General features: G+C 65.2%; 26 protein-coding genes. 5 read left to right on the plus strand and 21 right to left on the minus strand.

The genetic code is table 11. The features are described 5' to 3' along the window. Positions 1 to 18: 18 nt before the first annotated feature. Positions 19 to 822, plus strand: a complete 804-nt coding sequence (locus NDI54_RS04745; protein WP_310895329.1) for a 2-amino-3,7-dideoxy-D-threo-hept-6-ulosonate synthase — start codon at positions 19 to 21, stop codon at positions 820 to 822. On the opposite strand, the gene NDI54_RS04750 is transcribed toward NDI54_RS04745, so the two are convergent. Beyond that, positions 819 to 2,168 carry a P-loop NTPase gene (locus tag NDI54_RS04750; protein ID WP_310895330.1) on the minus strand — a complete coding sequence of 450 codons (1,350 nt, stop codon included), beginning with the start codon at positions 2,166 to 2,168 and terminating at the stop codon, positions 819 to 821. The two genes, NDI54_RS04745 and NDI54_RS04750, sit on opposite strands and share 4 nt — an antisense overlap. A gap of 252 nt (positions 2,169 to 2,420) precedes the next feature. Between NDI54_RS04750 and NDI54_RS04755 the strand changes: the two genes are divergently transcribed. Beyond that, positions 2,421 to 3,587 (plus strand): 3-dehydroquinate synthase II, encoded by a 1,167-nt coding sequence (locus NDI54_RS04755; protein ID WP_310895331.1) that lies wholly within the window; start codon positions 2,421 to 2,423, stop codon positions 3,585 to 3,587. Between the two features lie 36 nt (positions 3,588 to 3,623). Here the strand turns inward: NDI54_RS04755 and NDI54_RS04760 are convergent, their stop codons facing one another. From NDI54_RS04760 to NDI54_RS04810, 11 genes are all read right to left on the minus strand, one after another. Next, positions 3,624 to 4,040: a zinc ribbon domain-containing protein gene (locus tag NDI54_RS04760; protein WP_310895332.1), complete on the minus strand. Its 417-nt coding sequence runs from the start codon at positions 4,038 to 4,040 to the stop codon at positions 3,624 to 3,626. Positions 4,041 to 4,134: 94 nt separating this feature from the next. Then, the gene (locus NDI54_RS04765) at positions 4,135 to 4,824 is read right to left on the minus strand and encodes a type I 3-dehydroquinate dehydratase (RefSeq protein ID WP_310895333.1); all 690 of its coding nucleotides are present in this window, start codon (positions 4,822 to 4,824) and stop codon (positions 4,135 to 4,137) included. Between the two features lie 37 nt (positions 4,825 to 4,861). Continuing rightward, positions 4,862 to 5,890 carry a DNA-methyltransferase gene (locus tag NDI54_RS04770; RefSeq protein WP_310895334.1) on the minus strand — a complete coding sequence of 343 codons (1,029 nt, stop codon included), beginning with the start codon at positions 5,888 to 5,890 and terminating at the stop codon, positions 4,862 to 4,864. A 458-nt stretch (positions 5,891 to 6,348) separates the two neighbouring features. Continuing rightward, a complete protein-coding gene (locus tag NDI54_RS04775) occupies positions 6,349 to 7,314 on the minus strand; it encodes a transcription initiation factor IIB (RefSeq protein WP_004591241.1) in 966 nt (321 codons plus the stop codon). A gap of 273 nt (positions 7,315 to 7,587) precedes the next feature. After that, a complete protein-coding gene (locus NDI54_RS04780) occupies positions 7,588 to 9,405 on the minus strand; it encodes a flippase-like domain-containing protein (RefSeq protein WP_310895335.1) in 1,818 nt (605 codons plus the stop codon). A gap of 67 nt (positions 9,406 to 9,472) precedes the next feature. Then, positions 9,473 to 11,191: a radical SAM protein gene (locus NDI54_RS04785; RefSeq protein WP_310895336.1), complete on the minus strand. Its 1,719-nt coding sequence runs from the start codon at positions 11,189 to 11,191 to the stop codon at positions 9,473 to 9,475. Between the two features lie 274 nt (positions 11,192 to 11,465). After that, positions 11,466 to 11,861, minus strand: coding sequence for a hypothetical protein (locus NDI54_RS04790; protein ID WP_310895337.1), 396 nt, complete (start codon positions 11,859 to 11,861; stop codon positions 11,466 to 11,468). Between the two features lie 130 nt (positions 11,862 to 11,991). Beyond that, positions 11,992 to 12,159, minus strand: a complete 168-nt coding sequence (locus tag NDI54_RS04795) for a hypothetical protein (RefSeq protein ID WP_310895338.1) — start codon at positions 12,157 to 12,159, stop codon at positions 11,992 to 11,994. A gap of 145 nt (positions 12,160 to 12,304) precedes the next feature. Beyond that, positions 12,305 to 12,646 (minus strand): DUF4112 domain-containing protein, encoded by a 342-nt coding sequence (locus NDI54_RS04800; protein WP_310895339.1) that lies wholly within the window; start codon positions 12,644 to 12,646, stop codon positions 12,305 to 12,307. 68 nt (positions 12,647 to 12,714) lie between these two features. Then, entirely contained in the window at positions 12,715 to 14,637 is a 1,923-nt protein-coding gene (locus NDI54_RS04805) for an ABC transporter ATP-binding protein (protein WP_310895340.1), read from the minus strand. Positions 14,638 to 14,706: 69 nt separating this feature from the next. Further along, the gene (locus NDI54_RS04810) at positions 14,707 to 15,504 is read right to left on the minus strand and encodes a DUF429 domain-containing protein (protein ID WP_310895341.1); all 798 of its coding nucleotides are present in this window, start codon (positions 15,502 to 15,504) and stop codon (positions 14,707 to 14,709) included. A 105-nt stretch (positions 15,505 to 15,609) separates the two neighbouring features. Between NDI54_RS04810 and NDI54_RS04815 the strand changes: the two genes are divergently transcribed. Both NDI54_RS04815 and NDI54_RS04820 read left to right on the plus strand, forming a co-directional pair. Continuing rightward, positions 15,610 to 15,768 (plus strand): DUF7559 family protein, encoded by a 159-nt coding sequence (locus NDI54_RS04815; RefSeq protein WP_004517194.1) that lies wholly within the window; start codon positions 15,610 to 15,612, stop codon positions 15,766 to 15,768. Next, positions 15,765 to 16,292, plus strand: coding sequence for an Hsp20/alpha crystallin family protein (locus NDI54_RS04820; protein WP_310895342.1), 528 nt, complete (start codon positions 15,765 to 15,767; stop codon positions 16,290 to 16,292). The genes NDI54_RS04815 and NDI54_RS04820 overlap by 4 nt, the downstream gene beginning before the upstream one ends. A 30-nt stretch (positions 16,293 to 16,322) precedes the next feature. On the opposite strand, the gene NDI54_RS04825 is transcribed toward NDI54_RS04820, so the two are convergent. The 5 genes from NDI54_RS04825 to NDI54_RS04845 all read right to left on the minus strand — a co-directional run bounded on the left by NDI54_RS04825 (position 16,323) and on the right by NDI54_RS04845 (position 20,691). Beyond that, a complete protein-coding gene (locus tag NDI54_RS04825; RefSeq protein ID WP_310895343.1) occupies positions 16,323 to 17,426 on the minus strand; it encodes an NAD(P)/FAD-dependent oxidoreductase in 1,104 nt (367 codons plus the stop codon). Then, entirely contained in the window at positions 17,426 to 18,211 is a 786-nt protein-coding gene (locus NDI54_RS04830; RefSeq protein WP_310895344.1) for a DUF7388 family protein, read from the minus strand. Before NDI54_RS04830 ends, NDI54_RS04825 begins: the two co-directional genes overlap by 1 nt. A gap of 71 nt (positions 18,212 to 18,282) precedes the next feature. Further along, on the minus strand, positions 18,283 to 18,903 hold the full coding sequence (locus NDI54_RS04835; protein ID WP_310895345.1) for an NUDIX hydrolase: 621 nt from the start codon (positions 18,901 to 18,903) through the stop codon (positions 18,283 to 18,285). A gap of 148 nt (positions 18,904 to 19,051) precedes the next feature. Further along, positions 19,052 to 19,522 carry a DUF7109 family protein gene (locus NDI54_RS04840; protein WP_310895346.1) on the minus strand — a complete coding sequence of 157 codons (471 nt, stop codon included), beginning with the start codon at positions 19,520 to 19,522 and terminating at the stop codon, positions 19,052 to 19,054. A 32-nt stretch (positions 19,523 to 19,554) separates the two neighbouring features. Then, the gene (locus NDI54_RS04845) at positions 19,555 to 20,691 is read right to left on the minus strand and encodes an MFS transporter (protein WP_310895754.1); all 1,137 of its coding nucleotides are present in this window, start codon (positions 20,689 to 20,691) and stop codon (positions 19,555 to 19,557) included. 162 nt (positions 20,692 to 20,853) lie between these two features. Between NDI54_RS04845 and NDI54_RS04850 the strand changes: the two genes are divergently transcribed. Continuing rightward, positions 20,854 to 21,024, plus strand: a complete 171-nt coding sequence (locus NDI54_RS04850; RefSeq protein WP_004517187.1) for an HVO_0758 family zinc finger protein — start codon at positions 20,854 to 20,856, stop codon at positions 21,022 to 21,024. Here the strand turns inward: NDI54_RS04850 and NDI54_RS04855 are convergent, their stop codons facing one another. From NDI54_RS04855 to NDI54_RS04870, 4 genes are all read right to left on the minus strand, one after another. Beyond that, the gene (locus NDI54_RS04855) at positions 21,025 to 22,110 is read right to left on the minus strand and encodes an aldo/keto reductase (RefSeq protein WP_310895347.1); all 1,086 of its coding nucleotides are present in this window, start codon (positions 22,108 to 22,110) and stop codon (positions 21,025 to 21,027) included. It lies immediately after the preceding gene. A 71-nt stretch (positions 22,111 to 22,181) separates the two neighbouring features. Further along, complete coding sequence (locus NDI54_RS04860) at positions 22,182 to 23,360, minus strand: DHH family phosphoesterase (protein ID WP_310895348.1); 1,179 nt, start codon at positions 23,358 to 23,360, stop codon at positions 22,182 to 22,184. Between the two features lie 48 nt (positions 23,361 to 23,408). Further along, on the minus strand, positions 23,409 to 24,299 hold the full coding sequence (locus tag NDI54_RS04865; RefSeq protein WP_310895349.1) for an SDR family oxidoreductase: 891 nt from the start codon (positions 24,297 to 24,299) through the stop codon (positions 23,409 to 23,411). Continuing rightward, positions 24,296 to 24,724: a DUF5791 family protein gene (locus NDI54_RS04870; RefSeq protein ID WP_310895350.1), complete on the minus strand. Its 429-nt coding sequence runs from the start codon at positions 24,722 to 24,724 to the stop codon at positions 24,296 to 24,298. The genes NDI54_RS04865 and NDI54_RS04870 overlap by 4 nt, the downstream gene beginning before the upstream one ends.

A 24,724-nucleotide genomic window follows, 5' to 3' on the forward strand; every position in this document is an offset into this window, starting at 1 on the left:
GCCACACTGTCTCATATCATGACTGCAGGAAAACGCGCACGACTCGAACGCATCGGGACAGACGACACATACGTCATCGTCCCGATGGACCACGGTATCACAATGGGGGCCGTAACGGGCCTCAAAGACATCGAATCGACCATCGACGCGGTCACGAGCGGCGGCGCGGACGCCGTGCTCACCCAGCGAGGTATCGCCGGCCGCGTCCATCCGAACAAGAACGACGCGGGCTACATCACCCATCTCAACGGCTCGACCACGATTGGCCCGGACGAGCAGGACAAGCGGGTGACCGGCACGGTCGAGGACGCCATCCGCGCCGGGGCCGACGCCGTCTCGTTCCACATCAACGTCGGCAGCCAGTACGAACCCGAACAGATCGAGGAACTCTCGGAACTGACAACCGAAGCCAGCCAGTACGGCCTGCCGGTGCTGGCGATGGCCTACGCCCGCGGTCCCGACATCGACTCCGAGAACGAGGACTACAACCAGTCCGTTGGTCACGCCGTCCGGCTGGCCGAAGAACTGGGTGCGGACATTGTCAAAACGGGCTACACCGGCTCTGCCGAGACCTTCCAGCACGTCGTCGAGTCCACGTCGCTGCCGGTGGTCATCGCCGGCGGCTCGAAGGGAACTGACGAGGACACCGTCCGGATGGTCCGGGGGACGATGGACGCCGGGGCCTCCGGCGTCTCGATGGGCCGCTCTATTTTCCAGCACGACGAACCGGAGAAGATCGCTCGCGCCGTCTCCGCCGTCGTCCACGACGACGCTACCACCGAGGAAGCGCTCCGCGAGGCCGGCCTGGCCGTCGAGGCCTAAAGGCCAAACAGCGACCGCATTCGCGCCCCGAGACCCTTAGCCTCGGCTTCGTCATCGGTCGCATCCGCGTCCTCGCTGGGAGCGTCCGACGGTGAAGTATTGGTTTCCTGTTTCGGACCGTCGGTAGCATGCAGCGCCGGGGCAGCCGCCTGTTCCGACTGATCGGAATCCTGTTCCGGCGCGTCGATATCTCGTTCTGACACACCGGCGTCCTGTTCCGACTTGTCGGCAGTCCGCTCCGACTCGGCGGCAGTCCGCCCTGACCCGTCCACTGGTTCTGATTCGCTTTCCACCAGATCAGTGCCGTCGATTATCGACGCGGTTTCGGCTTCGTCCTCGGAGTCTCGACCATCGGACTCTGAGGCGGATGACTCGCCGGTGTCGGTCAATTCGGCTGTGTCGTCCGCTGGTGGATCATCCCTGCTGTCCGGTTCGGGCGGCGATGGACCGATCAGGTCGCCGTCGTCGGCGACCCCGTCCGGTGGGTGAACTTCCTGGCCACCGTCCGTTGTCCCAGCCGCGTGTTCCTGTGCTGGCTGTTCCGGAGGCCCGGTCGGTATGGTGTCATCCGAGGCGGGTGGCTCTGCTGGCGCGGACGCGTCTGCCGTGGTGTCGGTCGAGGCCTTCTCGGTATCGACGAGCTGTTCCGAAATCCGCTTGTAGGCGATTGCTGCGCCGCTGTTGGGTGCGTTCAGGACGACAGGTGTCCCGTTGTCCTGAGAGTGGGGAACGGCGTCGTCCTCCGGGACGTGGCCGAGCAATTCGACATCGAGGAACGCCGCGATCTCGTCAGCACCGGGCGAGGCTCCCGTCCCGGATTTCGTGAGGATGAGGCCGCGCACTGGCGCGTCGACCCGCTCAGTGAGCTCTTTCGTGTTCGAAACGTTCCGGATCGACGCCACCCGCGGCGTCGAGATGAGCAATACGTCGTCGGCGAGTTGCAGCGGCCGAATCGTCTCTTCGCTCAGTCCCGCCGGCGTATCCAGCAGCACGACATCGTGGTGCCACCGTAGGGTTTCGACGATGTCGGGCAGTCGGTCGAGGTCGGTATCGGCGTACCCCTCCAGGGTCGTCCCGCTCGGCACGATTGAGAGGTTCACGTCGGTTTCGTACATCGCGTCCGTGACCGACGCGTCGCCGGCTAACACGTCGTGAAACGTCGTGTCCTCGTCGGTATCGATCTCGATGTCGAGGAAATCGACGAGGTTCGCCATCGCGAGATCCATCTCCACGACAACGGTTGAGTATCCAGCCTCTGCCAGCAGCGTACCGAGGTTGATGCTTGATGTGGTCTTCCCGACCCCCCCTTTTGCCCCGGCGATTGTGTAGACATGGTTAGTAACCATTTGTAGGTTGCTTTATTATACAGGTGAGTCGTTAGTAAGACTCAATGATAAGTTCTCTGGCCAACATTTAATTACGATAATTGGGAGCAAATAAATAACAACTGTCCTTCGAGATGTCAGTTAAATCGGCAGAGTTTCCGTTCGTACACGCCACTCACAGATAGTTTCAGATTTGCGTCCGTAATATCTGTCATCCAACAGACTGACCCGGGTTCCGCCACGTTCAAGCCCCGCCGTTGCGGACGTGGGCGTATGACTCGAAGCGTCTGGCTCAAAGCCGACAGCGAGGTCGGCGATTGGGAGGCACGGAAACGCCGGATAACAGCCGGTATCGAGGCCGGCGTCGACTGGGTGCTGGTCGACGAGGAAGATGTCGACCGCGTCTCGGAACTCGGTGCGATAAACATCGCCGCGTTCACCAACGGGGATGTCCACGTGATGGAAGCCGAGGCCGAAGAATCCGCAGCCGACGCCACTATCGTCGGCAAGAACGGCGAAGGCGACGGGACGGTCGATTTGCCCTCCGATTTCTCCGGCTCCGCGGACCTCTCGACGCTGCGGCAGAACGGGGCCGCCCCCGACGGCGGGTACGTCCGCATCTTCGACGAGGACTACGAGGCCTTCGCCGAAGCGGTCGCCGCCGAAGCCGATTTCACCCTCGTCATCGGCGAGAACTGGCAGATCATTCCGCTCGAAAACCTCATCGCCCGCGTCGGCGAGGAGACGGACCTCATCGCCGGTGTCAGAACCGCCGAGGACGCCCGGACGGCCTACGAGACGCTGGAACTCGGGGCCGACGGCGTCCTGCTTGACACGGACGACCTCGACGAGATACGCAAGACCGTCGAAGTCCGCGACGAGATGGGCCGGGAGTCACTCGAAATGGAGTACGCTGAAGTCACTGCCATCGAACAGACCGGTTCCGCCGACCGCGTCTGCATCGACACGGGCAGCCTGATGGAACACGACGAGGGGATGCTCGTGGGGTCGATGGCCCGTGGACTCTTCTTCGTCCATGCCGAGACGGCGGAGTCGCCCTACGTCGCCTCGCGGCCGTTCCGGGTCAACGCCGGCGCGGTCCACGCCTACGTCCGAACCCCCGACGGCGGGACGAAGTACCTCTCTGAGTTGCAGTCCGGCGACGAGGTTCAGATAGTCGACGCCGACGGCCGCACCCGCGAGGCCATCGTCGGTCGCGCGAAGATCGAGAAGCGCCCGATGTTCCGCGTCCAGGCCGAAACCGAGGACTGCGACCGCATCGAGACGCTGCTCCAGAACGCCGAGACGATCAAGGTCCACACCCGCGACGGCCGAACTGCGGTCACGGACCTCGAACCCGGCGACGAGATTCTCGTCTACCACGAGGACACGGCCACGCACTTTGGCGAGCGGATCGAAGAGAGCATCATCGAGAAGTAAGGCGGCCTCGGTTCGGGGCTGGCCGCAACCGACTGGTTACTGCTGGTCGGGTTCGACCGGCTCTAACTGCGTCGTACACCAGTGACAGAAGTCGATGTCCTGGTCGATTTCCTTGCCGCAGTTCGGACACTTCACGCCGGCTTCGACCTCTTGGGTCTGGTTCTCGTTGACGGCGACCCAGTAGGCGTCGACGACGTTGAGCGTCGTAATCACGACCGAGCCGATCGTCACCTCGGTGGGCCTGGACTGATACGCTGACGAGATCGCTTCGAGGGTCAGTTCGGAAACCGGCTGGATCGTCCCGGTGACGACTAATAGCACCGACAGCGTGAACAGGAGGCCAAGCCACAGCAGTCCCCGCCCCCACTTGCGGAGATAGAAGTGTCCCAATCCGGGAAAGATGAACGCAAGCACTACGGCCAGTAACGGCCGCTTGCGCCCTGTCTCAGTCATACTCGGCGAATCTGTGGCGCATACCCCTATATCTTCCGAAGGCCCGATGTTCGGAGGAAAAGCCTGTGACGGACTGTCGAGAGCGGTTCCGGGCTCAGGTATCGCTCCGAAGCTGTCCGACCAGCGTCCGGAGCGTTGCGAGGTCGTACTGGCCCGGTGCAGTCGCGTCGGCGGGGTCGACCGGCGCGTAGCCGATGCGGGAGCCATACAGCGGGGCGACGGCTCTGGAGTGGCGACCGGCCGACCCCATACACATCGTGGCGACCTGCTCGCCCGTAGCGGTCAGCTCCCGGGTCGCCCCGAGCATCGCCAGCACGTCGTCCGGCGACTGAGCCGTGCTGGCCATCTTCCCAACGTCGCCGTGACCACAGGCCCGTTCGAGCCGGTCGACGATCGCTCCCCGGTCGGGCGTCGACTCGAAGTTGTGCGTCGAGACGACCACGGATGCGCCGCGGTCGCGGGCTGCGTCGGCGACGCGTCCGGCGTCGTGGTCACCGGCCCCCTCAAGCGCCGCGAGTTCGAGATCGACGGCCGTCACGGACTCGTGTTCGAGCGCGGTTTCGAGCGCGCTGAGCCGGCCCGCCGTGTCGGCAGCCTCGCCACCCTCCCAGGTCGGTCGGTTCGTGACGAGTATCGGAAGCTCGCCGTCGTAGGCGTCCAGCTGTGCCAGCGGCTCGTCGGCGAAGTCCAGTCTGAGTTCCAGCCCGTCGGCGTCGGCGCGGGCGGCCGGCTCCACCCCGAGATCGTCGGTGGCAGCGAGCAAGGTGAACGACTCGAAGTCCATACGCCGGCTTCGGCGGACCGGTACAAGAACCCCGCGTCTATTCGACCGGTTCGTGGACGGCCCGGAAGCCATCCTCAGTCGGCTTGACGGAGTCGACCGCGTAGAACCGGATTCGCTGCTCCTGTTTCGTATTGACGGCGAAGTCGTACTGTTCGGCCTCGTACCCCGGCTCCTTGCCGTCGGCCCGTCGCTGCTCTACCCACGAGCGGTGGTCATTGAGGCGCTCGCGGGCGATGGTCCGGGAGCGCTCTGGTGCGGTCGCAGCTCGGTCTTCCAGTGCCGACAGCAGGTCCGGGTCGCGGTCCACGCCAACCGAGTTCCGGCCGGCGACCATCGCCGCCAGCGTCGTCGTCCCGGTGCCGAGAAACGGGTCGAGAACGGTGTCGCCGTACACCGAGAACATCGAGATGAGTCGGTATGGCACCGTCAGCGGGAAGGCACCCGAGCGGTCTCGAAGCCCATCGTCGAGGTCCTGGGTCTCGCCGGGCAGTTCCCAGAGGTCGGAGAACCACTCGTTGCGCTCCTCCCAGAAATACGCGCTCTCGTAGCGGCGGTCAGCGCCGGGTTCGAGGCGGCGACGTTCCCCGTTGCGGAACACGAGGATATGCTCGTGTTCAAGCGTCGGATAGGCGTTGGGCGGCACCATCCCCGAGCCCATGAATTTCGCGCCGCTGTTGGTCGGTTTGCGCCACAGGATATCGGGCAGCGCGCGCAGCCCGTGATCGGTCAGCCGGTCGGCTATCTCCGCGTGGTTGGGATAGGAGCGAAAGCCGTCATCCAGGGACCGCGTCGCGTCGCCGACGTTGATACAGGCGATGCCGCCGGGGACGAGCACACGCTCTAGCTCGGCCCACACCGCATCGAGCACATCGTGCATCAGCGTGAACGCCCGGTCGCCGTCGTCGTTGTCCAGCGCCGCCCCGATGTCGGGGTCCAACTGTGCGAAGATGTCGTCCCACATCTCGATCATCGGATAGGGTGGCGACGTGACCACCAGTTCGACGCTGTCGTCGGGGCACTCGAGCGTGCGGGCGTCACCGGTTCGAACCCGGTGTGTCGTCTCCATACCGGTCCCAGCGGATGAACTGACTCTAGTCTTGTGGTTGTCGGTCGGGAGAATTGCTAGTGTACGCTGTTTTGGGACTGTCGGGTATCTTCCTGTAGAGAACCAGAAAGCCCCGGCTGTCATCGGACGCGAAGCGTCCGATTGCCCGCGAGAGCTTCGCTTTCCCGAGCAGTCGACGCAACGCGCCGACGCCGCCCCTTTCAGTCCCACCCGAAGCCGGTTGGTCAATCCACGTTGGGTGGGACTGAAAGGGGCCGTCCTCTCAGCGAACCCCGATGACGCAAGCACTGGACGAGCGACTGGAAGGAGCGAGGAAGCGCGCAGCGAGTCGCGGGAGCTGAGAGGACGGGGGCTTTCTGGTTGTTCGGATTGTCCGCTGGATGCCAATATGCTCCCGCTGTACGACCATTGACGACAAAAGAACCGGTTCTCACAGCAATTCTAAACGGACCTAGAGCTTACGCAACAGGGAGGTCCTGCTCGGCTTCCAGCAGTTCGTGGTAGCGGTTGCGGATGGTGACCTCGGAGATGTCAGCGACCTCGGACACGGCGGCCTGCGTCGTCTTCTCGTTAGTCAGCAGCGCGGCGGCGTACACCGCGGCGGCGGCGAGACCGACCGGCGACTTCCCGGAGTGGACGCCCTGTTCCTTGGCGTTCTGGAGGAGCTGGCGGGCGCGGTGCTCGGCCTCGTCGGACAGTTCCAGCGAGGAGGCAAAGCGCGGGACGTAGCTCTCGGGGTCGGCGGGGCGCACTTCAAGCGAGAGTTCGCGGACGACGTAGCGGTAGGTCCGTGCGATTTCGCTCTTTTCGACACGGGAAACCTCCGTGATCTCGTCGAGGCTCCGCGGGACGCCGGCCTGTCGCGCGGCGGCATAGACGGAGGCTGTCGAGACGCCCTCGATGGAGCGGCCAGGCAGCAGGTCCTCGTCGAGTGCGCGGCGGTAGATGACGCTGGCCGTCTCGCGGACGTTCTCGGGCAGGCCAAGTGCGGAGGCCATCCGGTCGATCTCACCGAGGGCCTGCTTGAGGTTGCGCTCCTTGGAGTCCCGAGTTCTAAAGCGCTCATTCCACTTGCGCAGGCGCTGCATCTTCTGGCGCTGTTTGCCCGACAGGGAATTCCCGTAGGCGTCCTTGTCGCGCCAGTCGATGTTCGTCGAGAGGCCCTTGTCGTGCATCATGTTCGTCGTCGGCGCGCCGACACGGGACTTCTCGTCTTTCTCGCTGGAATCGAACGCACGCCACTCGGGGCCGCGGTCGATCTCGTCGGATTCAACGACGAGGCCACAGTCCTCACAGACCGTTTCGCCGTGTTCGTCGTCGATAACGAGCGAGCCACTGCACTCCGGGCACGCCGTGCTCTCCGATTCCGTCGACTCCGTTGTCTGTTCCTCACGCTGCTGTCGCGTCCGTGTGTGTTCACTCATAGGTTGCGAAGGCGGGTGCTCACCGGGCGAGAGACATCACAGAACCCGGAGGCAGTCGGTAACACTGTATTCGAACGAAAGTTATTAAACGGTTTCGGTATTGTGATGGAGACCGCCGATACACGTCACGAAACTCCCGTTTGTGCATCAGTCGCATGACCATTCATATAACCGAAGTCGCGTGTTTCCCCACTGTCAGCCCGGTTACCGAATAAAACGTATCGTACAGCCGCTTTCAGTGTAGCACGGTACCGACCGCAGAACGGTCGTCGCTCAGTCGTTCGTTTCCGGCTCGATGGCCTCGGCGGACTGGGACTCCTCGACGGCCGTCGTGAGTGAGACGTTGAGCCAGGCCATCGACGCGACGCCGCCGATGATTGTGACGACATTCTTGACCGCGTGGTCGACGATAGCGACACCGATTGCGGCGGCGACGCCGACCGGCGTCAGCGACGCGACGATGACGGTGAACGCGCCCTCGTAGAGGCCGACTCCGCCGGGTGTCAGCGGCAGGACTTTGGCGAGGTTCCCGACGCTGACCGCGAAGAACCCGACGGCCACCAGCGACGGCGTCAGGCCGTAGCCGAAGGCCTCGAAGACGATCAGGGCCGTAATCACGTCGAACGTCCAGATGAGGAGACTGCCCACGCCGACGCGGGCGAAGGCCGGCCCGTCGGCGGCGACGGTCTGCACGTCGCCGACGAACCGCTCGATGACGCCGGCGACGTAGTCGGCGTAGGAGTCGCTGCTCAGCCGGCCGATGATCGCCCGGACGAAGTTCCGGTCGGTGCGGGCACTGGCAACGATCGCCACCACAGCCCCGATTGCTGCGAGGCCGACCCCGGCCGCGACGGCGACGGCCGTCCGTCCGCTGCTGGCCGCATCGCCGCCGACAGCCCCACCTGTCAACGCGGTCAGCAACTGCTCGGCCGATCCAGTCACGGCCAGCCCCATCATGACGACGCCGGCAAGCAGCGTGATCGTCAGCAGGTCGAACACCCGTTCGACGGCCAGCGACGCGAACCCGGAGGGGTACGGAATCGAGCGGCGGGCCTTGATGACGTACGCCCGGACCGCGTCGCCGGCCCGTGCCGGAAACACGAGGTTCCCGGTCTGGCTGATGAATATCGCCCCCGTCAGGAAGCCCCAACGCTCCCGATACCCCATCGAGACGAGGATATCCCGGTAGCGGATACCACGGAGCGGCCACGAGACGGCGTAGACGACGGCGCTCAGCGCGACGATTTCGGGGGCCGCACCGGCCATCTCGCTGAGCACGCGGTCGGGGTCGAGATACTGGGTCATCAGCAAGAGGGCGACGACGACGAGCATCGTGCCCGCGCCCAGTGACACCTTGCGGGTGATGCGGGGGCTGACCGACAGTTCCCAGAAGGTCCGCAGTATCTGGCTGCCCATGCCGAACACGTCCCGGACGATGTCGACCTTCGAATCGCCCTTGGGCGTCCAGTCGACGGGGAACTCCTTCACCCGGTAGCCGTTACGCTGGGCTTTCACCAGGAGTTCCGTGTCCCAGAACCAGTGTTCGTCCTGGACGAGGGGCAGCAGCGTCTCCAGTGCTTGGCGGTCGAAGGCCTTGAACCCGCACTGGTGGTCTTTGAGGTCCGACCGGAGGACTGTCCGGACGAGCGTGTTGTAGCCGAAGCTCGGAATCCCCCGTTTTGCGGGCCGGTCAGCGCGGTTCTCCGGCATCCAGCGCGACCCCGTCGCCACGTCGTAGCCGTCGACGCGGACGGCGTCGACGAGTTCTTCGAGATGCGCCATGTCCGTCGCCAGGTCCGTATCAAAGTACACCAGGGTGTCGCTGTCGGCCCGCTCGAAGGCGTACGCTAACGCGCCGCCGCGGCCCCGCCGCTCGTCGCTGTGGACGTGTCGGACCCGACTATCCTCGGTTGCGAGCCGCGTCGCGATCTCCGGCGTGCGGTCCGAGCAGCCGTCCTCCGCGACGATGACTTCATACGTGTCTTCGGGGAGAAACGAGGCGAGCGTCTCGAGTGTCGTCGAGACTGTCTGCTCGATGGTGTCTGCCTCGTTGTAGGCAGGGAGAACGACGCTCACCTCGACCGCAGTCATACGCTCTTGGTCATCCCCGGAGTGAAAAGTACTTTCCGTTCGATGCGCTGACGGGTCCGGGAGACCGTTAGTCAGCGCCTTCCGGCGACTGGGCGGTCACGAACCGTTCGATAGCGTCTACGTCGATGTCCCCGGCCGACTCGTAGGGCCTGTTTACCACCACGTCACCGGCGGTGCTCCGGCCGATGCCGGGAATCGCAGTGAGTTCGTTCATCGACGCGCTGTTGAGGTCCAGCGGGTAGGGAACGCCAGTGACCGACCGGTAGCCGTGATCGGTGACCGCGATATCGACGACGTTGCCGAGTTCGCGCTCGCCCGGAATGCCCACGAGCAGCGGGTAGGTCCCCAGTTGGCGGCCGAAGGTCTTGCCGTCCTGATGGTACTCCAGATGTACGTCGGGCAGTATCGTCCCCGGTGGCGCGACCCGCTGGAGCATCGGGTTGTCGATGGTCTCACGGACCTCCTGTTTGTACTGCTTGAACAGTTGCTTGTGGTCCTTGGCGATTTCCGCGCCGGTGTCGGCCATATCGGTCCCCTCGAAGGCCATCACCTGCCGGATGTTCACGCGCCGGAGCATCAGTCCCTCGTCGTAGACCCGCTGGAGGAACCGCTTGTTGTGCTCGAAGGTCTCCCGCGTCTCGCCTTTCAGCCCGTGGACCAGATTGATGCCGGGCAGCAGTTTCGGCAGCCGGCGGGCGGCGTCATCGCCGAAATTGGGGGCAGTGTCTTTCTCTCCTCCGGGCCGCCAGCCACCGACCTCGTTGACGATCTTCACCGCCTCGAAACACTGGTCGGCGGTGACGTTGAGGTTGTTATCGCTCATCACGTTGGGATCGGCCGACTCCAGACCAAAGGCGGCCGTGTCGCCGGGCGTGTTATGCTCGGCGATGATGCGGATCCCCTCGCGGGCCTTCTCGGGCCACTTGACGACGGTGATGGGGTTCATATTATCGAGGTGAAGCGTCTCAAGGTCCGGCGCGACCTCGCGGATCCCGCCGTAGAGCCGGCGGAGCGCGTCGGGGTTCGGGGCCTCGCCGTCGCCGCCGTAGGCCAGGATATCGGCCTGCCGGCCCAGCCGGAAGTGCTTCACGCCGCGGTCCGAGAGGGCGTCGACCTCGTCGACCACGCTCTCGGGCGGCCGGAAGTCCGGGTTGCCGTACATCGGCTCCGTGCAGAACGAACACCGGTACGGACAGCCCCGGGAGGTCTCCATCTCGCAGATGAGATAGTGGGGATGGTTCGGGTGCTGTTCGACGACGAACGCGCCGTCGCGCGCCCAGCGCGTCTCCTCCTCGATGTCCCGGTAGCGGTCGTTGAACCCCTCCAGGCCGGACTCCACGAGGTCGAAGACGGCGGCCTCGACATCTGCCATCGCCAGGAAATCGAAATCGAGGTCGTCGCGGGCCGTCTCGCTCGCGCCCTCGTTGGCCTCGCCGACGCCGAAGCGGACCGGACCGCCCATGATCGAGGTCCCGTTGGCCGTCCAGGCGAGTTCCTGCACTTCGTCGGGTTCGGCCGGCGTCCCTCCGACGTACTTGCCGGGGACGGTCATGCCGCCGACGTACACCATGAGGTCGGCGTCCTCTACGTCGCGCCAGACGGCGTTGTCCTCCCGGAGTTCGTCGATGGTGTGATACGTGATCTGCTCGCGGGGGATGCCGGCATCGACGAGCGCGCCGGCGGCGTACCGCGGATACGTCGAGATGTACGGCGGCACCCCGAAGTGTGCGGGCTCGTCGACGTAGCCGTCGACGATGGTCACGTCGAGCGTCTCGGGGTCAGTCATACCCGTCGCTTGACGTTCGATGCCTAAAACCGTGTCTGGTCGGCTATGGCGTTTCCGATGGGAGTGCGATTGCCGGAACGCCCCAGCAACCGATCCGTCCTGATTCTCCCCAGGTATTGGCACGAACGACGATTCACGGACAGTGCTGTCCCTTCGTAGTGGCTGCTCACAGCGTAGTCAGTGCCGGGGCCACTACGGTGTCATAGCACAGCTTACAGGGTAGTTTGTTTCAACCACTCTTGAGAGAGAACCACTCAGTAAGTGTGCTTACCTATCATTTCCATCCGCTGACCTCACCCGAATACAGTAGGTGCATGAAAATATATAAAATAAATGATGACATGAATCCACCAACGGCGCAGGTGACAATGTCACTAGGCAGGTTAACTTGCCTTCTTACGATCCAAACAACGACCGCAAAAGAAAGGATAGCTATTGCCCTGCCGAGAACTCCAATTCTCCGGAACCACGTTCCGACTTGTTCTCCGATTGGCGAATTTGGAACGGGTCCTATCGAAATCAAACCGATAACAAATCCGAAAAGAAACCAGCCCCAATAGATCGCCTGTAGGTATTCTAGGTGGAGTGGCAGCCAAACCAGAACGAAAAGCCCAACGAGAATATCTGTCCATGTTGGAGGGTGTTCAGGGAACCATCTTCGGAGGACCATTATTTTTGAAATATGGCAATGGATTGATAGTATTTCCGGTCGGAATGATATACGGTTTTCTTGTACTGACAGTCTGTTGGAGGAGTCATCGGTAGTGTGGGAGGCGTTGTATAACACCCTCGGGCCACAGCTATGGCTTATCGTTGTTGAGCCGGGCTATGAACTCGTCAAGCGAAATCGAGAGCCTTCCGCCACTGTGGTAGTACTGCAGCCCGAGTACTGTTCCGATGAACGACGCACTGACGAAAAACCCAAAGCCGATGATCGCCCACACGAGGAGGGAGCTAAATTGGACCATGCGTGGAAATGACTCTCTTTCGCGATAGTGTTTTTTATTGCCACCTTTGGGAACGTACTGACCGGAGGATTCACCCCGGATTCGCTGAATGCTTACTCGTCCGAATATCCCGTAATACGTCTGCAAAAGCGGATCCAGCGTTTGCCTACCCGTCCGAAATCGCAGCGGCGACCAGCTCTGCGTTCTTGACGTTGGCCTTCCAGTAGGCGTCGAAGAGGTCACCGACGACGGGCACGCTCCCAATCACTGCGTCCACGGCGATGTTCGCAAGCAGTCGGACCACCGTACGCTTGGGAACGCCGAGTCGCACCGCCTCCGCCACGATGTACAGCGAGCACAGCGTCATCGCCAGGTCGCCCGCAATTGGGAGCAAGCCGACTATCGGGTCGATACCGATTCGGAACGAGGTCCCGGGCACGCGGACGCTCTCATCCAAGAGGTGCGCGAGGGTTCGGATGCGACCCAGCGCCGCCGGTTCCGTGTCCATAGGTGTCACACGAGTGGGATACTCAAGGGCGTATCGGCGACGTGACGGGTCCGTGCTGGAGCGCGCGCTCAGTCGTCGGCGCTGACCGCCCGGTCGTCGGCCTGGGCGTGCCAGAGGTCGGCGTAGTCGCCCCCGGCCGCGAGCAGGTCGGTGTGGCTGCCCCGCTCGACGATTTCCCCGTCGTCCATCACGACGATGCGGTCCGCGTCCTGAATCGTGGAGAGGCGGTGGGCGATGACGAAGGCGGTGCGGTCCGCGACCAGTTGCTCGATGCTCTCCTGAATGCGGTCCTCCGTCTCCGTGTCAACGTCGCTGGTCGCCTCGTCGAAGATGATGATTTCGGGGTCGTTCAGCAGCGCGCGGGCGATGGCGACCCGCTGGCGCTGGCCGCCCGAGAGCTTGATACCGCGCTCGCCGATCTGCGTGTCGTACCCCTCGGGCAGGCCCCGGATGAACTCGTGGGCCTGGGCGGCCTTCGCTGCGTCGCGGACGCGGTCGCGCGCGGTCTCCCAGCCGGTTCCTCGGCTCTCTTCGTCTGCCTGTTCGGCGTCGAGGACTTCGCGGTCGCCGTAGGCGATGTTCTCGGCGACGGTCCCCGAGAACAAGTACGGCTGCTGTTCGACGATGGCGATCTCGCTCCTGAGGCTCTGGAGGCCGTATTCACGCACGTCGACGCCGTCGACGCTGACCGACCCATCATCCACGTCGTGGAACCGCGGCACCAGTTTCAGCAGGGTGGACTTCCCGGCCCCGGTCGCCCCAGCAAGGCCAATTGTTGCGCCGTCGGGGACATCCAGCGACACGTCGCGGACGACCGGCGGTTCGTCGCCGTAGCCGAACGTCACGCCGTCGAACTCGACCGATCCGTCGATGCTATCGGGTTCGTACGGGTCCGCAGGGTCGGTGACCTCGGGTTCCTGGCCCAGCAGGCCGAACACGCGCTCGGCGCTGGACTTGGCGAGTTGGTACTTGTTTGCGGACCGCCCGATTCGGCGCATCGGTGAGTACAGCCGGCGGAGATAGAGGAAGAACAGTGCAAAGCCACCGGTGGACAGCGCTGCCTCACTCTCGGGATTCGTGATGAAATCCATCCCGGCGACGTACAGAATCAGGACGAACGCGATACCCGTCAGGAGTCGCAGCCCCGCAAAGAAGGCCCGACGGATGCGGAGCGCGGCGACCTTCTGGTCGTGGTACGCCTGACTCTGCTCGGTTACCCTCCCGCGCTCGAATTCGTAGCGGTCGAAGGCCTTGATGACCGGCGCGCCGCTGAGATTGTTCTCTAATCGGGTGTTGAGTCGGGACACTGTCTGGCGGATGGACCGGTATTTCGGCTCAATCCACGTGAGGAAAAAGCCGCTGGCGATGCCGATGAGCGGTACCGGCCCGAGCGCGATGAACGCTAGTTTCGGCGACTCCAGGTAGAGGATGACCGCAATACCGCCGACGGTCGCCACCACTCGAATCATCTGGCGGAACTCCGTATTGAGGAACGACTCCAGGCGGTTGATGTCGCTGTTGAGTATCGACATCATCCCGCCGGTCTGATGGTTGGCGAAAAACGACAGCGAGAGATGCTGAAGGTGGTCGTATGTGTCGTTTCGGAGATCGCGCTGGATTTTCTGGGCGCTGGACTGCAGGAGATATCTGGAGGCGAACCGTGTCGCCGACCGGAGGAGGTAGGCGATAGCCGCGATGACGACCAGTCGCTGGAGGAATGCGATGCGGGCGGCTTCGCCGACAATTTCCCCGGACGGCAACAGGCCGGCGTCGGTCAGTAGTCCCGGTTCGCCGCTGCTGAGGACGACGCGGTCGATGGCCGCGGCGACGATTATCGGCGGCACGAGGCGGGCGAATCGGGTACAGAACGCCGCCAGAATGCCGACGAACAGCCGCAGCCAGTAGGGTGTGGCGTACCCGAACAGGTTGACCATCGGGTGGCCGTCGACGTTTTCGCGGACGCCCTCGAAGCCGCCCTGGTCGGCAGGCATAGACGGAACTTGGCCCGGAAACTGATATATGCCGGGCTTCGACCCCGAGACAGTGACGCCACTGTGTCGTCAAACGTAGATACAGCCTTCGCTCTCGGGGCCTGCTGCGGACGGTCTGGCTCCGTCGGCCAGCCGGCCCGCCGAAACCACTGCGGCCAGCGAGTCCAGCGCGTCGTGGTTCCCGAGGTAGGTGTCGCGGTGCTCGCCGACGGTGACGCTACAGGCTTCGACCGCCGCGACGTTTGCTTCCCGGCGCTGTCGGGGATCGTCGACGTTCTTGTACCCCTCGCGGTAACAGCCCAGCCAGCCGAAGGTCGCGGCGGGGTACACCTCGGCCACGAGCGTGTCGGCGTCCCAGCCCTGCATCGGCACGACGGCCGTTGTGTCGTCGTCCCGCAGTGTCCCGAGTACGTCCCGGACGCCGTAGAACGTCATGCTGCGCGTCCGATTCGTGTAGGGACACAGCGCGCCGCGACGGAAATCCGTCTCTCGGCGCAGGTCCCGGCTGCCAGTCGCCATTTCGGCGGTGTGTCGGCACACTTCGGAGAGCGACGCCGGGTCGGTCGGGCCGCTGCCGCTTGCGAGCCAGTCGACGAAGCCCGACCAGGTGCCGCCACACTGTGCGTCCAGCAGCGCCCGGGGCAGACTGAACGGGAAATCCAGCCCGACAGTGTCCACGTCGTCGTCGGTGATGCGGTCGACGAGGCCGGCGTGGGCCGTCTCGCGGTCCCGGCCCCACTCGTCGGTCCCGCGGTAGCATCGCCGTACGTCCAGTCCCTCACCAGTCGGTGTCGCCTCGGTGACCCAGAGCGCGTCGCCAGCGGCCGCTGCGCCGCTGAAATCCACCCCGAGGACGCGTTTACTCATACGCCCGAGTACGGCGGTGACAGTATCAATGTTGGGACTGGCGGGGGCGGGGAGCGGGTTTCCCCGTCCGTAAGGGGTTTGTCCCCGACGGACCAACGGAATAGTATGCCAGCCACTATGGAGGTCGTCTGCACGGACGACAGCTGCGAACTCGACATGTTCGAGATGCACTACACGTACGATATGCCGGACGATGTCGAACTCGCGGCGTTCTCCTGTCCGTACTGTGGCGGGACGGACTGCCTCGACGAAGTCGAACTATGATTCGGGATATCGGTTCCTCTATCGGCAACGCTATTGCCGAGAACATCGGCCGCGCTGCCGGTCGGGTACAGGAGAACAAGCCGCTGCCGTCGGACCTTCTGGAATCGGACGACGCCTACCTCGTCGTCTTCGACGCGCCCGGCACGACGGCGTCAGACATCCAGGTCCGGTACATCGACGACCGCGTGGAGGTCCGCATCGACCGCTTCCGCGACTTCTACGACGGCTTCGAGATGCGCTACCCCGGCCGTGGGCTCGCACTTGACGGCAGCGTCACCCTTCCGAGCGACGCCGTCGTCGACCCGGAGACCGCCCAGGCGACGCTCAAGAGCAACGGCACGCTCCACGTCCGCGTTCCGAAGGCCGAGACGGACCACGACGAGGACGACGTAACCGACGTTGGTGTCGAAACCGATGACGGCGAGGCGGACGCGGAGAGCGAAGCGGATGCGGACAACGAAACAGCGGATGCCGATGCGGACGACGCGGCTGAATCAGCCGACGAGGACGACGAAGCCGCCTGATCGTACAGTATACAATTTCTTACAACGTCTTCACTCGTCCCAGCCGCGCGTCGGATCGTCCAGCGCGGCAAATTCCTCAGAGCCATCGAATCGCGTCGGGTCGACGCGGTCCGGGAGATACTCGGAGAGCGGGTTCGGGCGGCCGAGAACGTCTGCGGCGAGATACTCGCCCATCGCCGGCGCGCGCATGAGCCCGTGGCCCTGCCAGCCGGTCGCCACCCAGAGACCGTCAGCGACCTGTCCGGCCAGCGGCGCGCCGTCCGGTGTGGCGGTACACAGGCCGGCCCAGGCTCGGTCACACGCCGGGCCGAGCGCCGTCGCTTGCTCGACGCGGTCGAGGCTCCGGTCGATGAATTCGGCGTCTGCGTCCGGGTTCCAGTCAGTCGGGTCGACCTCGTGTGCGCCATTGCCGACCAGCAGCGCGTCGTCTTTCGGTCGCCAGTAGAACTCTCGCGTCGCGTCGTAAAACGACGGCAACGTGGCGTCGACGGGGTCTGTCACGAGCGCTTGCGCCCGGTAGGCCTTCAGCGCGAGCGAGACACCGACATCGGCGACGAGTGGCTTCGTCTGCGGGCCGGCCGCGACCACTACCGCGTCGAGCGTCCGAGTCTCAGCCGGTGTTTCGACGGTCCTCGGGGACGAGAGCGAGACTGGGGTGTGTGTCTCGATGGTCGCACCGTCCGACTGTGCCTGCTCGGCGAGTGTCGCAACCACGGCGTCGGGGTCGAGCACGCCCGCGTCGCGGGCGAGGCCGGCTATCTCGATACCGCTGATATCGAGTGCAGGGTAGCGGTCGCCGAGTTCCGTCGGCGTCAGCGCCGTGGCCGCGATGCCGTTTCGCTGCATCCCCGCGATCTGCTCGCGGACGGCCGTGGCGTCGCTCTCGTTGCGCGCGACCCAGACGTAGGGGTGGGGCTCGAACAGGTTCAGGTCGCGGTAGCGAGCGAGCGCGTCCGCGGCCACGGCGGCATCCACGTCGTCGGCGAAGGCGTCGTAGCAGAGGCCGGCCGCCAGCCCGCTCGCGCCGCTGCCCAGTTCGTCGCGCTCGAACACCGTCACTGACGCGCCGTGGCGGGCCAGCGCCAGCGCGGTCGACAGGCCGACGGCCCCGCCGCCGACGACGGCGACGTTCATTACGAGAGTACGGGGTCGAGTCCGCGCGCCGGGTAGCCGACGACCGTGTCGACGCCGATGTCGCGGAGCCGCTCGGTTCGTTCGGCGACCGTCTCGACGGAGCCGACGAGGGCGTAGTCGCGGATCGCCTGTGTGAGTACGTCTCTGGCTCGTCCCGTCGCTCGGCTGTCCGTCGGTGCGCCCTCGGGCAGCGCGTTCCGGACCGGGCCGCGCCGGGCCGCGTAGTCGCCGACGGCGTCGAGCATCGCGTCCTCGCTGTTTGAGAGGACGAGCGGCGCGTAGACGGCAATCGACCCCTCGAAGCCGGCCGTTCGGAGCGTCCGCACGTCGCGGGCCGTCGTCCGAGAGAGGAGTTCGTACTGCGTGCCCCCGACCGCAAGCGCGAGGCGCTCGATGCCCTCGGTGCCGACCCAGGGGTCGGTGGCGTTGTCGACGGCTGCCCGAAGCCGTGGTGCGACGGCCCGTGTAGCCTCGTCCTCGGAGAGATACGCGCCGTGGCCGGCAACCAGGACGCGCTTCGCAGTCGCCGGCAGCGCGTCGAGTGCGCTGTCGTCACCTAACGGGTCGTATCCGTCCGCTCGGACCGGCGTGGTGACGCGCACGTCGGCGGTCGACGCCAACCGCTCGATGGTTTCGGCTGCCGGGACGTGGGCCGCTCCCTCGTAGTCGATCGCAAGCGCGTCAACGTCGAGTGCAGTCGCTCGTGAAACCTCGACTTCCGCCGGCTTGAGCGCCACCGCGTCGATGCCGGCAGCCGCGAGTGTCGCACCGGTAAGCGTGGTCATCCAGTTACGCTATCATCGCTACGGGGTCGCAAAATCCTGTCGTTCTTCGCGTCCGGAACAGCGCCTCCGCGTCACTCCACCTCGTCGCGCACGCTCGGCGGCAGGTCGTCGTCCGGCCCCATGTAGCGGTCCGGCTCCGGCGGCATCCGCCAGTCCGTTGTGAGTTCGAGCAACTGGACCAGCATCCGCGCCGTCGCGCCCCAGACGGTGTAGCCGTCGACGTAGAAGAAGTGGAGCCGAATCTCGCCGTAGTGGGGGTGGTCGCGGTGCTCGGATTCGTAGTTGTCCAGGTCCGTCAGCTCCGACACCGGCAGGGTGACGACCTCCGCGACCTCCTCGTCCGACGGTAGGTAGTCGCGGTCCGGAATCCGCCCGACAAAGGGGCGGACGGAATAGTGCGTGATGGTCCTGATGTCGTCCAGCCGGCCGACAACGTTGACCGCCATCGGGTCGAGGCCGATCTCCTCGTTGGCCTCCCGGAGCGCCGTCCGCAGCAGGTCCTCGTCTTCGGGTTCGCGGCCGCCGCCGGGGAACGACATCTGGCCGGGGTGGTCCGGCAGGTGGTCGGCCCGCTTGGTGAACAGTATCGCCTCCCCCTCCGGCCGTGTGACGACCGGGGCGATGACGGCCGCCTCCCGCTTCTCATCGTCCACGACGACTGGCTCGTGGGCCGCGACCCGGTCGAACTGCATAGTTCTTCGTAGGTAATGGCCCGTCTTAATTCGCGTGGCTCGGTCGCATGACGTGTATAATTAAATAGCAGCGCGCCAGCTGTCCAGTCTGGCCCTTCGGAAGCGCATTCTCCCGATAGAACTCGCGGTTGCGTATCCGAACGCCCACTCACACGTCGTCGAGCCGGTCGCGAAGCGCGTCCATCTCGACGTTTTCCCAGGCTTCGATGTCGTAGCTCACGTCGAGCAGTGTCTTGACTCGGTCCTCGTCGCCGTTCTTGACGGCCATTACCGCGTCCTCTCTGAAGCGGGACTTGACGGCCTCGATGACGGCCTCACGCGAGAGGTCGCGGGACGGCACGTCCATGATGTGCGGGAGGTCGGCCGCGCCGTCGGGCAGGGCCGGGAACGCGACCGGGCCGACCACCAGCAGCGTCTCGTCGGTGTCGGCTGCGTGGTCGTTGACGGCGACGAGGTGGTACGAGTCGATAGCGCCGTCGACGGCCGCCGCGACCGCGTCCGGGTCGGCATCGACGCCCTGCTTGAAGGCGAGTTCACCACAGGCGTCGGCGAGCTCCGCCCTGGTGAGCGAGCCAAAGAGGTCGACGACGCCGGCCAGCTCGTCCGGTGGCAGGTCCATACAGGTGACGCGGCACCGAGCGGCTTCAGCTTTTAGGCTCGGGCTGCGCTCGGCAGTCGGCCGTCGAGGTGTAGCGACACCATCGCGACAAGAACGGCAAGCAACGCCAGCCCCATGCCGCGAAGCAGCGCCGGGAACGTGACGCCGGCATCTAACAGGCCGCCGACGAGCGCGCTCCCGGGTGCTTGCATCACCATCATCCCCGCGCCGTAGGTGGCGTAGGCGCTCGCGCGATGGCGGTCCGGGAGCGAGCCAAGCAGATACGCGTCTACCGCTGGGAAGATGCTGTGGATGACGTAGCCCACGACGACGCTGAACGCGGCCAGTGACCAGAACCCGGTTAGCGCTGGGAGTACCAGCACGCAGGCGGTGAAGGCCGCCAGGATGGTCAGGAGATACGGAATCGGCGGGAAGCGGTCGGCGAGGCGGCCGCTGACGTAAAAGGCCGGCACGCCGGCTCCGAACGCGAGCAACAGGAGTGTCCGCCCTGTTCCGGCGGTGAGGCCGACACTCGTTGCGTAGGTGACATAGAAGTTGAACAGGCCGTTCCAGACCATGCCCGCGACGCCGATGGTGGCGACGCTCGTGACGATGATGTGCCACTGGGCGCGCGCCGCGCCGAGCAGGTCGCTGTCCTCGGTCCCGGCAGCAGGCAACTGGGACCGTCTCGCGATGAGCGTGAAGGCAACGGTCATCAGGGCCGCCGCGACGGCGATTCCTTGCAGGGCGGTCCGCCACGACCCGACGATGAGGACGAACGAGATCAAGGCCGGCGCACCCACGGCGGCGAGTTGGGAGGCGACGCCGTGTTGCCCGAGCGCGCGGCCAGGTCGCTCCGGATACAGTTCACTGACCAGCGTGTTCGCCGCGGTCAGGTAGACGCCGCTTGCGATCCCCATCGTGAACGCGCCGACGAGCAACAGCGTCGGGTCGAACGCGAGCGCGGTGAACGTCGTCCCGAGCGTCAGCACGACGCCGGAGCCGAAGATGGCTTTCGCCCTGGATATCCGGGTCAGCAGGACGCCGGTCGGCAAGCGTGGGAGCGCGCTCCCGGCCCAGACCATCGTCGCGAGCAGTCCAAGCGTCGCGTCGGACGCGCCCGTCGTCGCCCGGATCGGTTCGATAAGCGGTGCAAAGACGACTCTGGCGAGGTTGATGCAGAACACCATCCCCAACAGCGAGCCGAAGACGCGGCGACGAGACACGACGGGGGATAGGTGGGAAAACCTGAACAACGTTCCGAAACGCTGTCGCGGGCTCGCCGCCGGGGTGGATCGGCGACCCGGGACGCCGCCACGGGGTTTTTACACGCTGGTGGCACACTGGCAGGTATGGACTCAGTGAGGAAGGCCCTCCGCGCCGGCGATGTCGAGAAGGACAACTACGGACGGCTCTCCTGTACCAGTTGTGACGAACCGCTCGCGACGGAGAACGACCCGGACGAGGTCGGGAAAGTGCGCGTCTGTCCTGAGTGTGACGGCAAGTGGAAGGAGCTCAGCTAGCTACTCGAAGACGGCGTCGAACGCGTCCGCACCGAGCGGCTCGTACCGTCCCGCATCGACGTTCTCCCGGGCATGCTCGACTGAGCCCGTGCCGACCAGCGAGCAGGTCACGCCCGGCGCGCTACGTGCGAAATTGATCGCGCGCTGTGCGCTCGTCTCGCCCGAGAGCTTCGCCGCAACGTCGTCCGGGATTTCTGCTGCCAGCTGTCCCTGCATGATCGAGGCGCTGGTGAACACGTCCAGCCCGGCCTCGTGGGCGAACCACAGCGCTGACTGCGGTCCCTCCGCGCCGTCGTGGGATTCGACGGTGAACGCGTCGGCCATCGCGACGTTGAAGGGCAACTGAATCGCCCGGAGATGCGTCGCCGCGTTGCCGACCGTCTCCGCCGCCGCGCGGGCACGCTCGACGACCTCGGGCAGCGAGAGGTAGCTGTCGTGGTCGGCGGGCACGCGGAAGGCCGTCCACGTCGCGACGCCGTAGTGATTGATGTCGCCGGCCGCCGCTCGCTCCTCCAGTTGCTCGAAGGTCGCCTCTAGCTGGTCGTAGACCGCCTCGCGGGACTTCGATTTCAGTTGCGTCTCCGGGTTGTGGACGTAGTAGAGGTCGATGGTGTCCAGCCCCAGATTCGACAGCGAGCGGTCGAGCTGGTCGTCGATATAGTCGGGCGCGATGCAGTGTTGCCCCGCGACGAGGTCGTCGCGGTCGACGATGCCGGTGTCGAGATATTCCGACTGGACGAACGCGCCGGGGTCATCGGGGCGTTCCCCGTCGAACGGGATGAAGCCGCCCTTCGTTGCAACAGTGATCGCCTCGCGGTCCACGTCGGCGTCCGTGACAGCGTCGCCGACGACGCGCTCCGAGCGCTGGTGACGGTAGTTTATTGCCGTGTCGACGACGTTGATGCCCGACTCAAGCGCCGTGACGATGGCGTCGTGGTAGCTCGCGTCCCGCTCGTCGGTCGGGTCGCCGAGGTACGTGCCAACGCCGATGCTGGAGACGACGCCGTCGCCGAACCGCCGGTAGAACGTGCGTGCGAACTCGTCGTGGTCGTCCCGATACGCCCAGGTCGCCTCCCGTGTGGCCATATCCGACGTTGGCGGGGCACCGACAAAAGGGCGGAGATTCACGGCGCGCTGTGGTGTGACACATCTGCCGGTCACAGTTCGCCGGACATCGCATCGAACACCCGCTCGCGGAAGTCCTCCCGGGAGATGCCATCGCCGGGGCCGAGACCCGCCATGTGCTCGACCGGGACCTTGCCGCCGCCCATCCGGGCGTGGCCGCCCCCTTCGGCCATCGGGATGTCGTCGACGACAGCCTCTATCGCCCGCCCGATGTGGACGCGGTCGTCCCGGGAGCGGCCCGCGATGCGCATGGTCCCTTGCTTCTCGCCGACGACGACGACCGCCGAAACTCCTTCCAGCGTCTCCAGTTCGTCCGCGGCCTGTGGAATCGCGTCCGTGTTCGACACCTCGCCCACATCGCTGAACGCGTAGGGGGCCCGTACCTCGCGGTCCGTGATCGCCCGGGATTTCACTTCGAGCACTTCGGCGTCGACCTGCGGGTTCGCGATGCGGTTGAGCTGGTCGTTGTCCATCCCTTCATAGAGGAACGCAGCGGCCGCAAAATCCTCCGACTGGCAGCCATTGGTCAGTGACTTGGTGTCGGACTGGATGCCGTACATCAGCCCCGTTGCGAGCGCACAGGGGATGGTTCCGGCAGACGTACCGACCTCACTCCCGCTAGACTGGGCGTCGCTGAACTCGAACTCCAGTTGCTCCAAGTAGTCCGCGAAGATGGTCGCACAGGCTCCGTAGTCGGACCGCACGTCGGTGAACGCATCGCCGGTCCCGTTGCCGGGGTGATGGTCGATGACGGCTACCGGTTCGATCCCCTCCGCGCCGGGGAACCCGCGTGCGGTGTTGTGGTCGACGAGGACGACGGCCTCCGCGTCGATATCCTCGCTGGTCTCGATGTGGTTGAAATCCAGATCTAAGACCGTCTGGAAGGCTCTGTTCTCCGGGCGGCGTATCTCTCCCGAGTACAGCAGCGACGCCGACGTATTGGTGCCGGCGACGAGCTGGTCGACGGCCAGGGCGGAGGCCATCGCGTCCGGATCCGGATTCGGGTGCATTAACACCGCGATCCGGTCGTAGTCGGCCAGCACCCGGCGCAGTCGTTCGCCGGGCGTCCGGCTGAGATACCGGTACAGCCAGATGCCGGCACCGAGGAGGGCGAGGAGCACCACAGCGACACCAGCGACCAGTAGCGGGTTCTCGCTAGCGTACGCCGCGGCGGCGTCGACCTGCAGCCCGCCGGCGGCAACGCGAGTCATACCTCGCTGTTCCCCGGCCTGTCAATAATAAAGTTCGCCTCGATCTCGTCAGTTTTGCCGGTACTCTCGGACGGCGTCGCGATACCCTTCCCGGAAGGTCGGGTATTCGAACTCGTACCCCAGATTCCGCAGGCGGTCGTTCGAACACCGTTTGCTCGTCTGGATGCGGCGCTTCGCCGTCTCTGAGAGGCTGTCGTCGTCGAGTCGCTCCTCGGTCGTCTGTTTCGGCGGGAACGGGACATCGCACTGTTCGGCCAGCCAATCGGCGAAGGCCCACTTCTCGACGGGTTCGTCGTCGACGACCAGCACCACCTCGTCACGGTGGCCCTCGGTCAGTAGGTGCCGTACCGCGCCGGCCGCGTCGGTCCGGTGGACCATGTTCAGGTAGCCGGCCGTCACCGGCCCCTCCAGATACCGCTCCAGCCGGTATCGGTCGGGACCGTACAGGCCAGCAAAGCGCGCGACAGTTCCGTGGCCGCCATGCTCTGCTGGGCGCTCGCAGGCGACCCGTTCGGCTTCGGCCAGCACCTCGGTCTTCTCGGTCTGTGGGTCAAGCGGCGTCGCTTCGTCGACCCACGCGCCGTCGTGGTCGCCGTAGACGCCGGTACTGGAGGTGTACACCAACCGCTCGGGCGGGTCCGCCCGCGACCAGAAGTGGTCTATCGCCGTCCGGAGCCCCTCCACGTACACCTCGCGGGCGGCCGCGGCGCCCCGGCCGCCGGAACTCGCGGCGAAGACGAGCCAGTCAGCGTCCGGCACCGCGGACAGCGACTCCGGGTCGGTCACGTCAGCCTGAATACCCTCGAAACCGGCGTCCTCGATAGCCGCGATGCCGTCGTCGGACCGGCGAACGCCCACGACTTCGTGGTCGTCCCGTAGCTGCCGCCCGAGTTCGAGGCCGACGTAGCCACAGCCCAGGATGGCGACGCGTTCCGTCACCGCTTTTCCCCCTCGATGTAGCTGTGCAGGAGGGCGTACTCGGCCAGCGTCACCGGGTAGCGTCCCTCGATCTTCTGCTGGATCTCCTTCGGTTCCAGTTCGTCGTCGATGCCCGAGGCCAGCGACTCCACGTCCATCACGGCCGTCGTCATCCCCATCAGGAGGATGTCCTGGGCTTCGGCCTGCAAGGCGTCGGCGTCCGGCCGATCCGGGCCGGTTGCCAGCACGGCGACCGCCTCCTGAAGCGTTCGGTCGGCGATGTCGCCGCTGGCGAACGACTCGACCGTCGCCCGGTCGAGACCGGTCTCTGTGACGACGGTCTCGATGCCGACCGTCTCGACTGTCTCGGCCAGCACGGTCCCGTAGACCGCCAGTAACTCCTCGGGTGACTGCTCGCCCGCATCGGGAAATTCGCCTCTAAGCAT

Origin of the sequence: Haloarcula terrestris (genome assembly GCF_031624315.1) — an archaeon.
GTDB classification, from domain to species: domain Archaea; phylum Halobacteriota; class Halobacteria; order Halobacteriales; family Haloarculaceae; genus Haloarcula; species Haloarcula terrestris.

Coding starts and splice junctions, on each gene's coding strand:
- NDI54_RS04755 (WP_310895331.1), top strand. CDS start 2,421: ATGACTCGAAGCGTCTGGCTCAAAGCCGACAGCGAGGTCGGCGATTGG.
- NDI54_RS04845 (WP_310895754.1), bottom strand. CDS start 20,691: ATGGTGTTCTGCATCAACCTCGCCAGAGTCGTCTTTGCACCGCTTATC.
- NDI54_RS04830 (WP_310895344.1), bottom strand. CDS start 18,211: ATGACCACGCTTACCGGTGCGACACTCGCGGCTGCCGGCATCGACGCG.
- NDI54_RS04840 (WP_310895346.1), bottom strand. CDS start 19,522: ATGGACCTGCCACCGGACGAGCTGGCCGGCGTCGTCGACCTCTTTGGC.
- NDI54_RS04765 (WP_310895333.1), bottom strand. CDS start 4,824: ATGGACTTCGAGTCGTTCACCTTGCTCGCTGCCACCGACGATCTCGGG.
- NDI54_RS04860 (WP_310895348.1), bottom strand. CDS start 23,360: ATGACTCGCGTTGCCGCCGGCGGGCTGCAGGTCGACGCCGCCGCGGCG.
- NDI54_RS04820 (WP_310895342.1), top strand. CDS start 15,765: ATGATTCGGGATATCGGTTCCTCTATCGGCAACGCTATTGCCGAGAAC.
- NDI54_RS04745 (WP_310895329.1), top strand. CDS start 19: ATGACTGCAGGAAAACGCGCACGACTCGAACGCATCGGGACAGACGAC.
- NDI54_RS04760 (WP_310895332.1), bottom strand. CDS start 4,040: ATGACTGAGACAGGGCGCAAGCGGCCGTTACTGGCCGTAGTGCTTGCG.
- NDI54_RS04775 (WP_004591241.1), bottom strand. CDS start 7,314: ATGAGTGAACACACACGGACGCGACAGCAGCGTGAGGAACAGACAACG.
- NDI54_RS04795 (WP_310895338.1), bottom strand. CDS start 12,159: ATGGTCCAATTTAGCTCCCTCCTCGTGTGGGCGATCATCGGCTTTGGG.
- NDI54_RS04770 (WP_310895334.1), bottom strand. CDS start 5,890: ATGGAGACGACACACCGGGTTCGAACCGGTGACGCCCGCACGCTCGAG.
- NDI54_RS04815 (WP_004517194.1), top strand. CDS start 15,610: ATGCCAGCCACTATGGAGGTCGTCTGCACGGACGACAGCTGCGAACTC.
- NDI54_RS04780 (WP_310895335.1), bottom strand. CDS start 9,405: ATGACTGCGGTCGAGGTGAGCGTCGTTCTCCCTGCCTACAACGAGGCA.
- NDI54_RS04805 (WP_310895340.1), bottom strand. CDS start 14,637: ATGCCTGCCGACCAGGGCGGCTTCGAGGGCGTCCGCGAAAACGTCGAC.
- NDI54_RS04835 (WP_310895345.1), bottom strand. CDS start 18,903: ATGCAGTTCGACCGGGTCGCGGCCCACGAGCCAGTCGTCGTGGACGAT.
- NDI54_RS04855 (WP_310895347.1), bottom strand. CDS start 22,110: ATGGCCACACGGGAGGCGACCTGGGCGTATCGGGACGACCACGACGAG.
- NDI54_RS04850 (WP_004517187.1), top strand. CDS start 20,854: ATGGACTCAGTGAGGAAGGCCCTCCGCGCCGGCGATGTCGAGAAGGAC.
- NDI54_RS04825 (WP_310895343.1), bottom strand. CDS start 17,426: ATGAACGTCGCCGTCGTCGGCGGCGGGGCCGTCGGCCTGTCGACCGCG.
- NDI54_RS04870 (WP_310895350.1), bottom strand. CDS start 24,724: ATGCTTAGAGGCGAATTTCCCGATGCGGGCGAGCAGTCACCCGAGGAG.
- NDI54_RS04785 (WP_310895336.1), bottom strand. CDS start 11,191: ATGACTGACCCCGAGACGCTCGACGTGACCATCGTCGACGGCTACGTC.
- NDI54_RS04750 (WP_310895330.1), bottom strand. CDS start 2,168: ATGGTTACTAACCATGTCTACACAATCGCCGGGGCAAAAGGGGGGGTC.
- NDI54_RS04800 (WP_310895339.1), bottom strand. CDS start 12,646: ATGGACACGGAACCGGCGGCGCTGGGTCGCATCCGAACCCTCGCGCAC.
- NDI54_RS04810 (WP_310895341.1), bottom strand. CDS start 15,504: ATGAGTAAACGCGTCCTCGGGGTGGATTTCAGCGGCGCAGCGGCCGCT.
- NDI54_RS04790 (WP_310895337.1), bottom strand. CDS start 11,861: ATGGTCCTCCGAAGATGGTTCCCTGAACACCCTCCAACATGGACAGAT.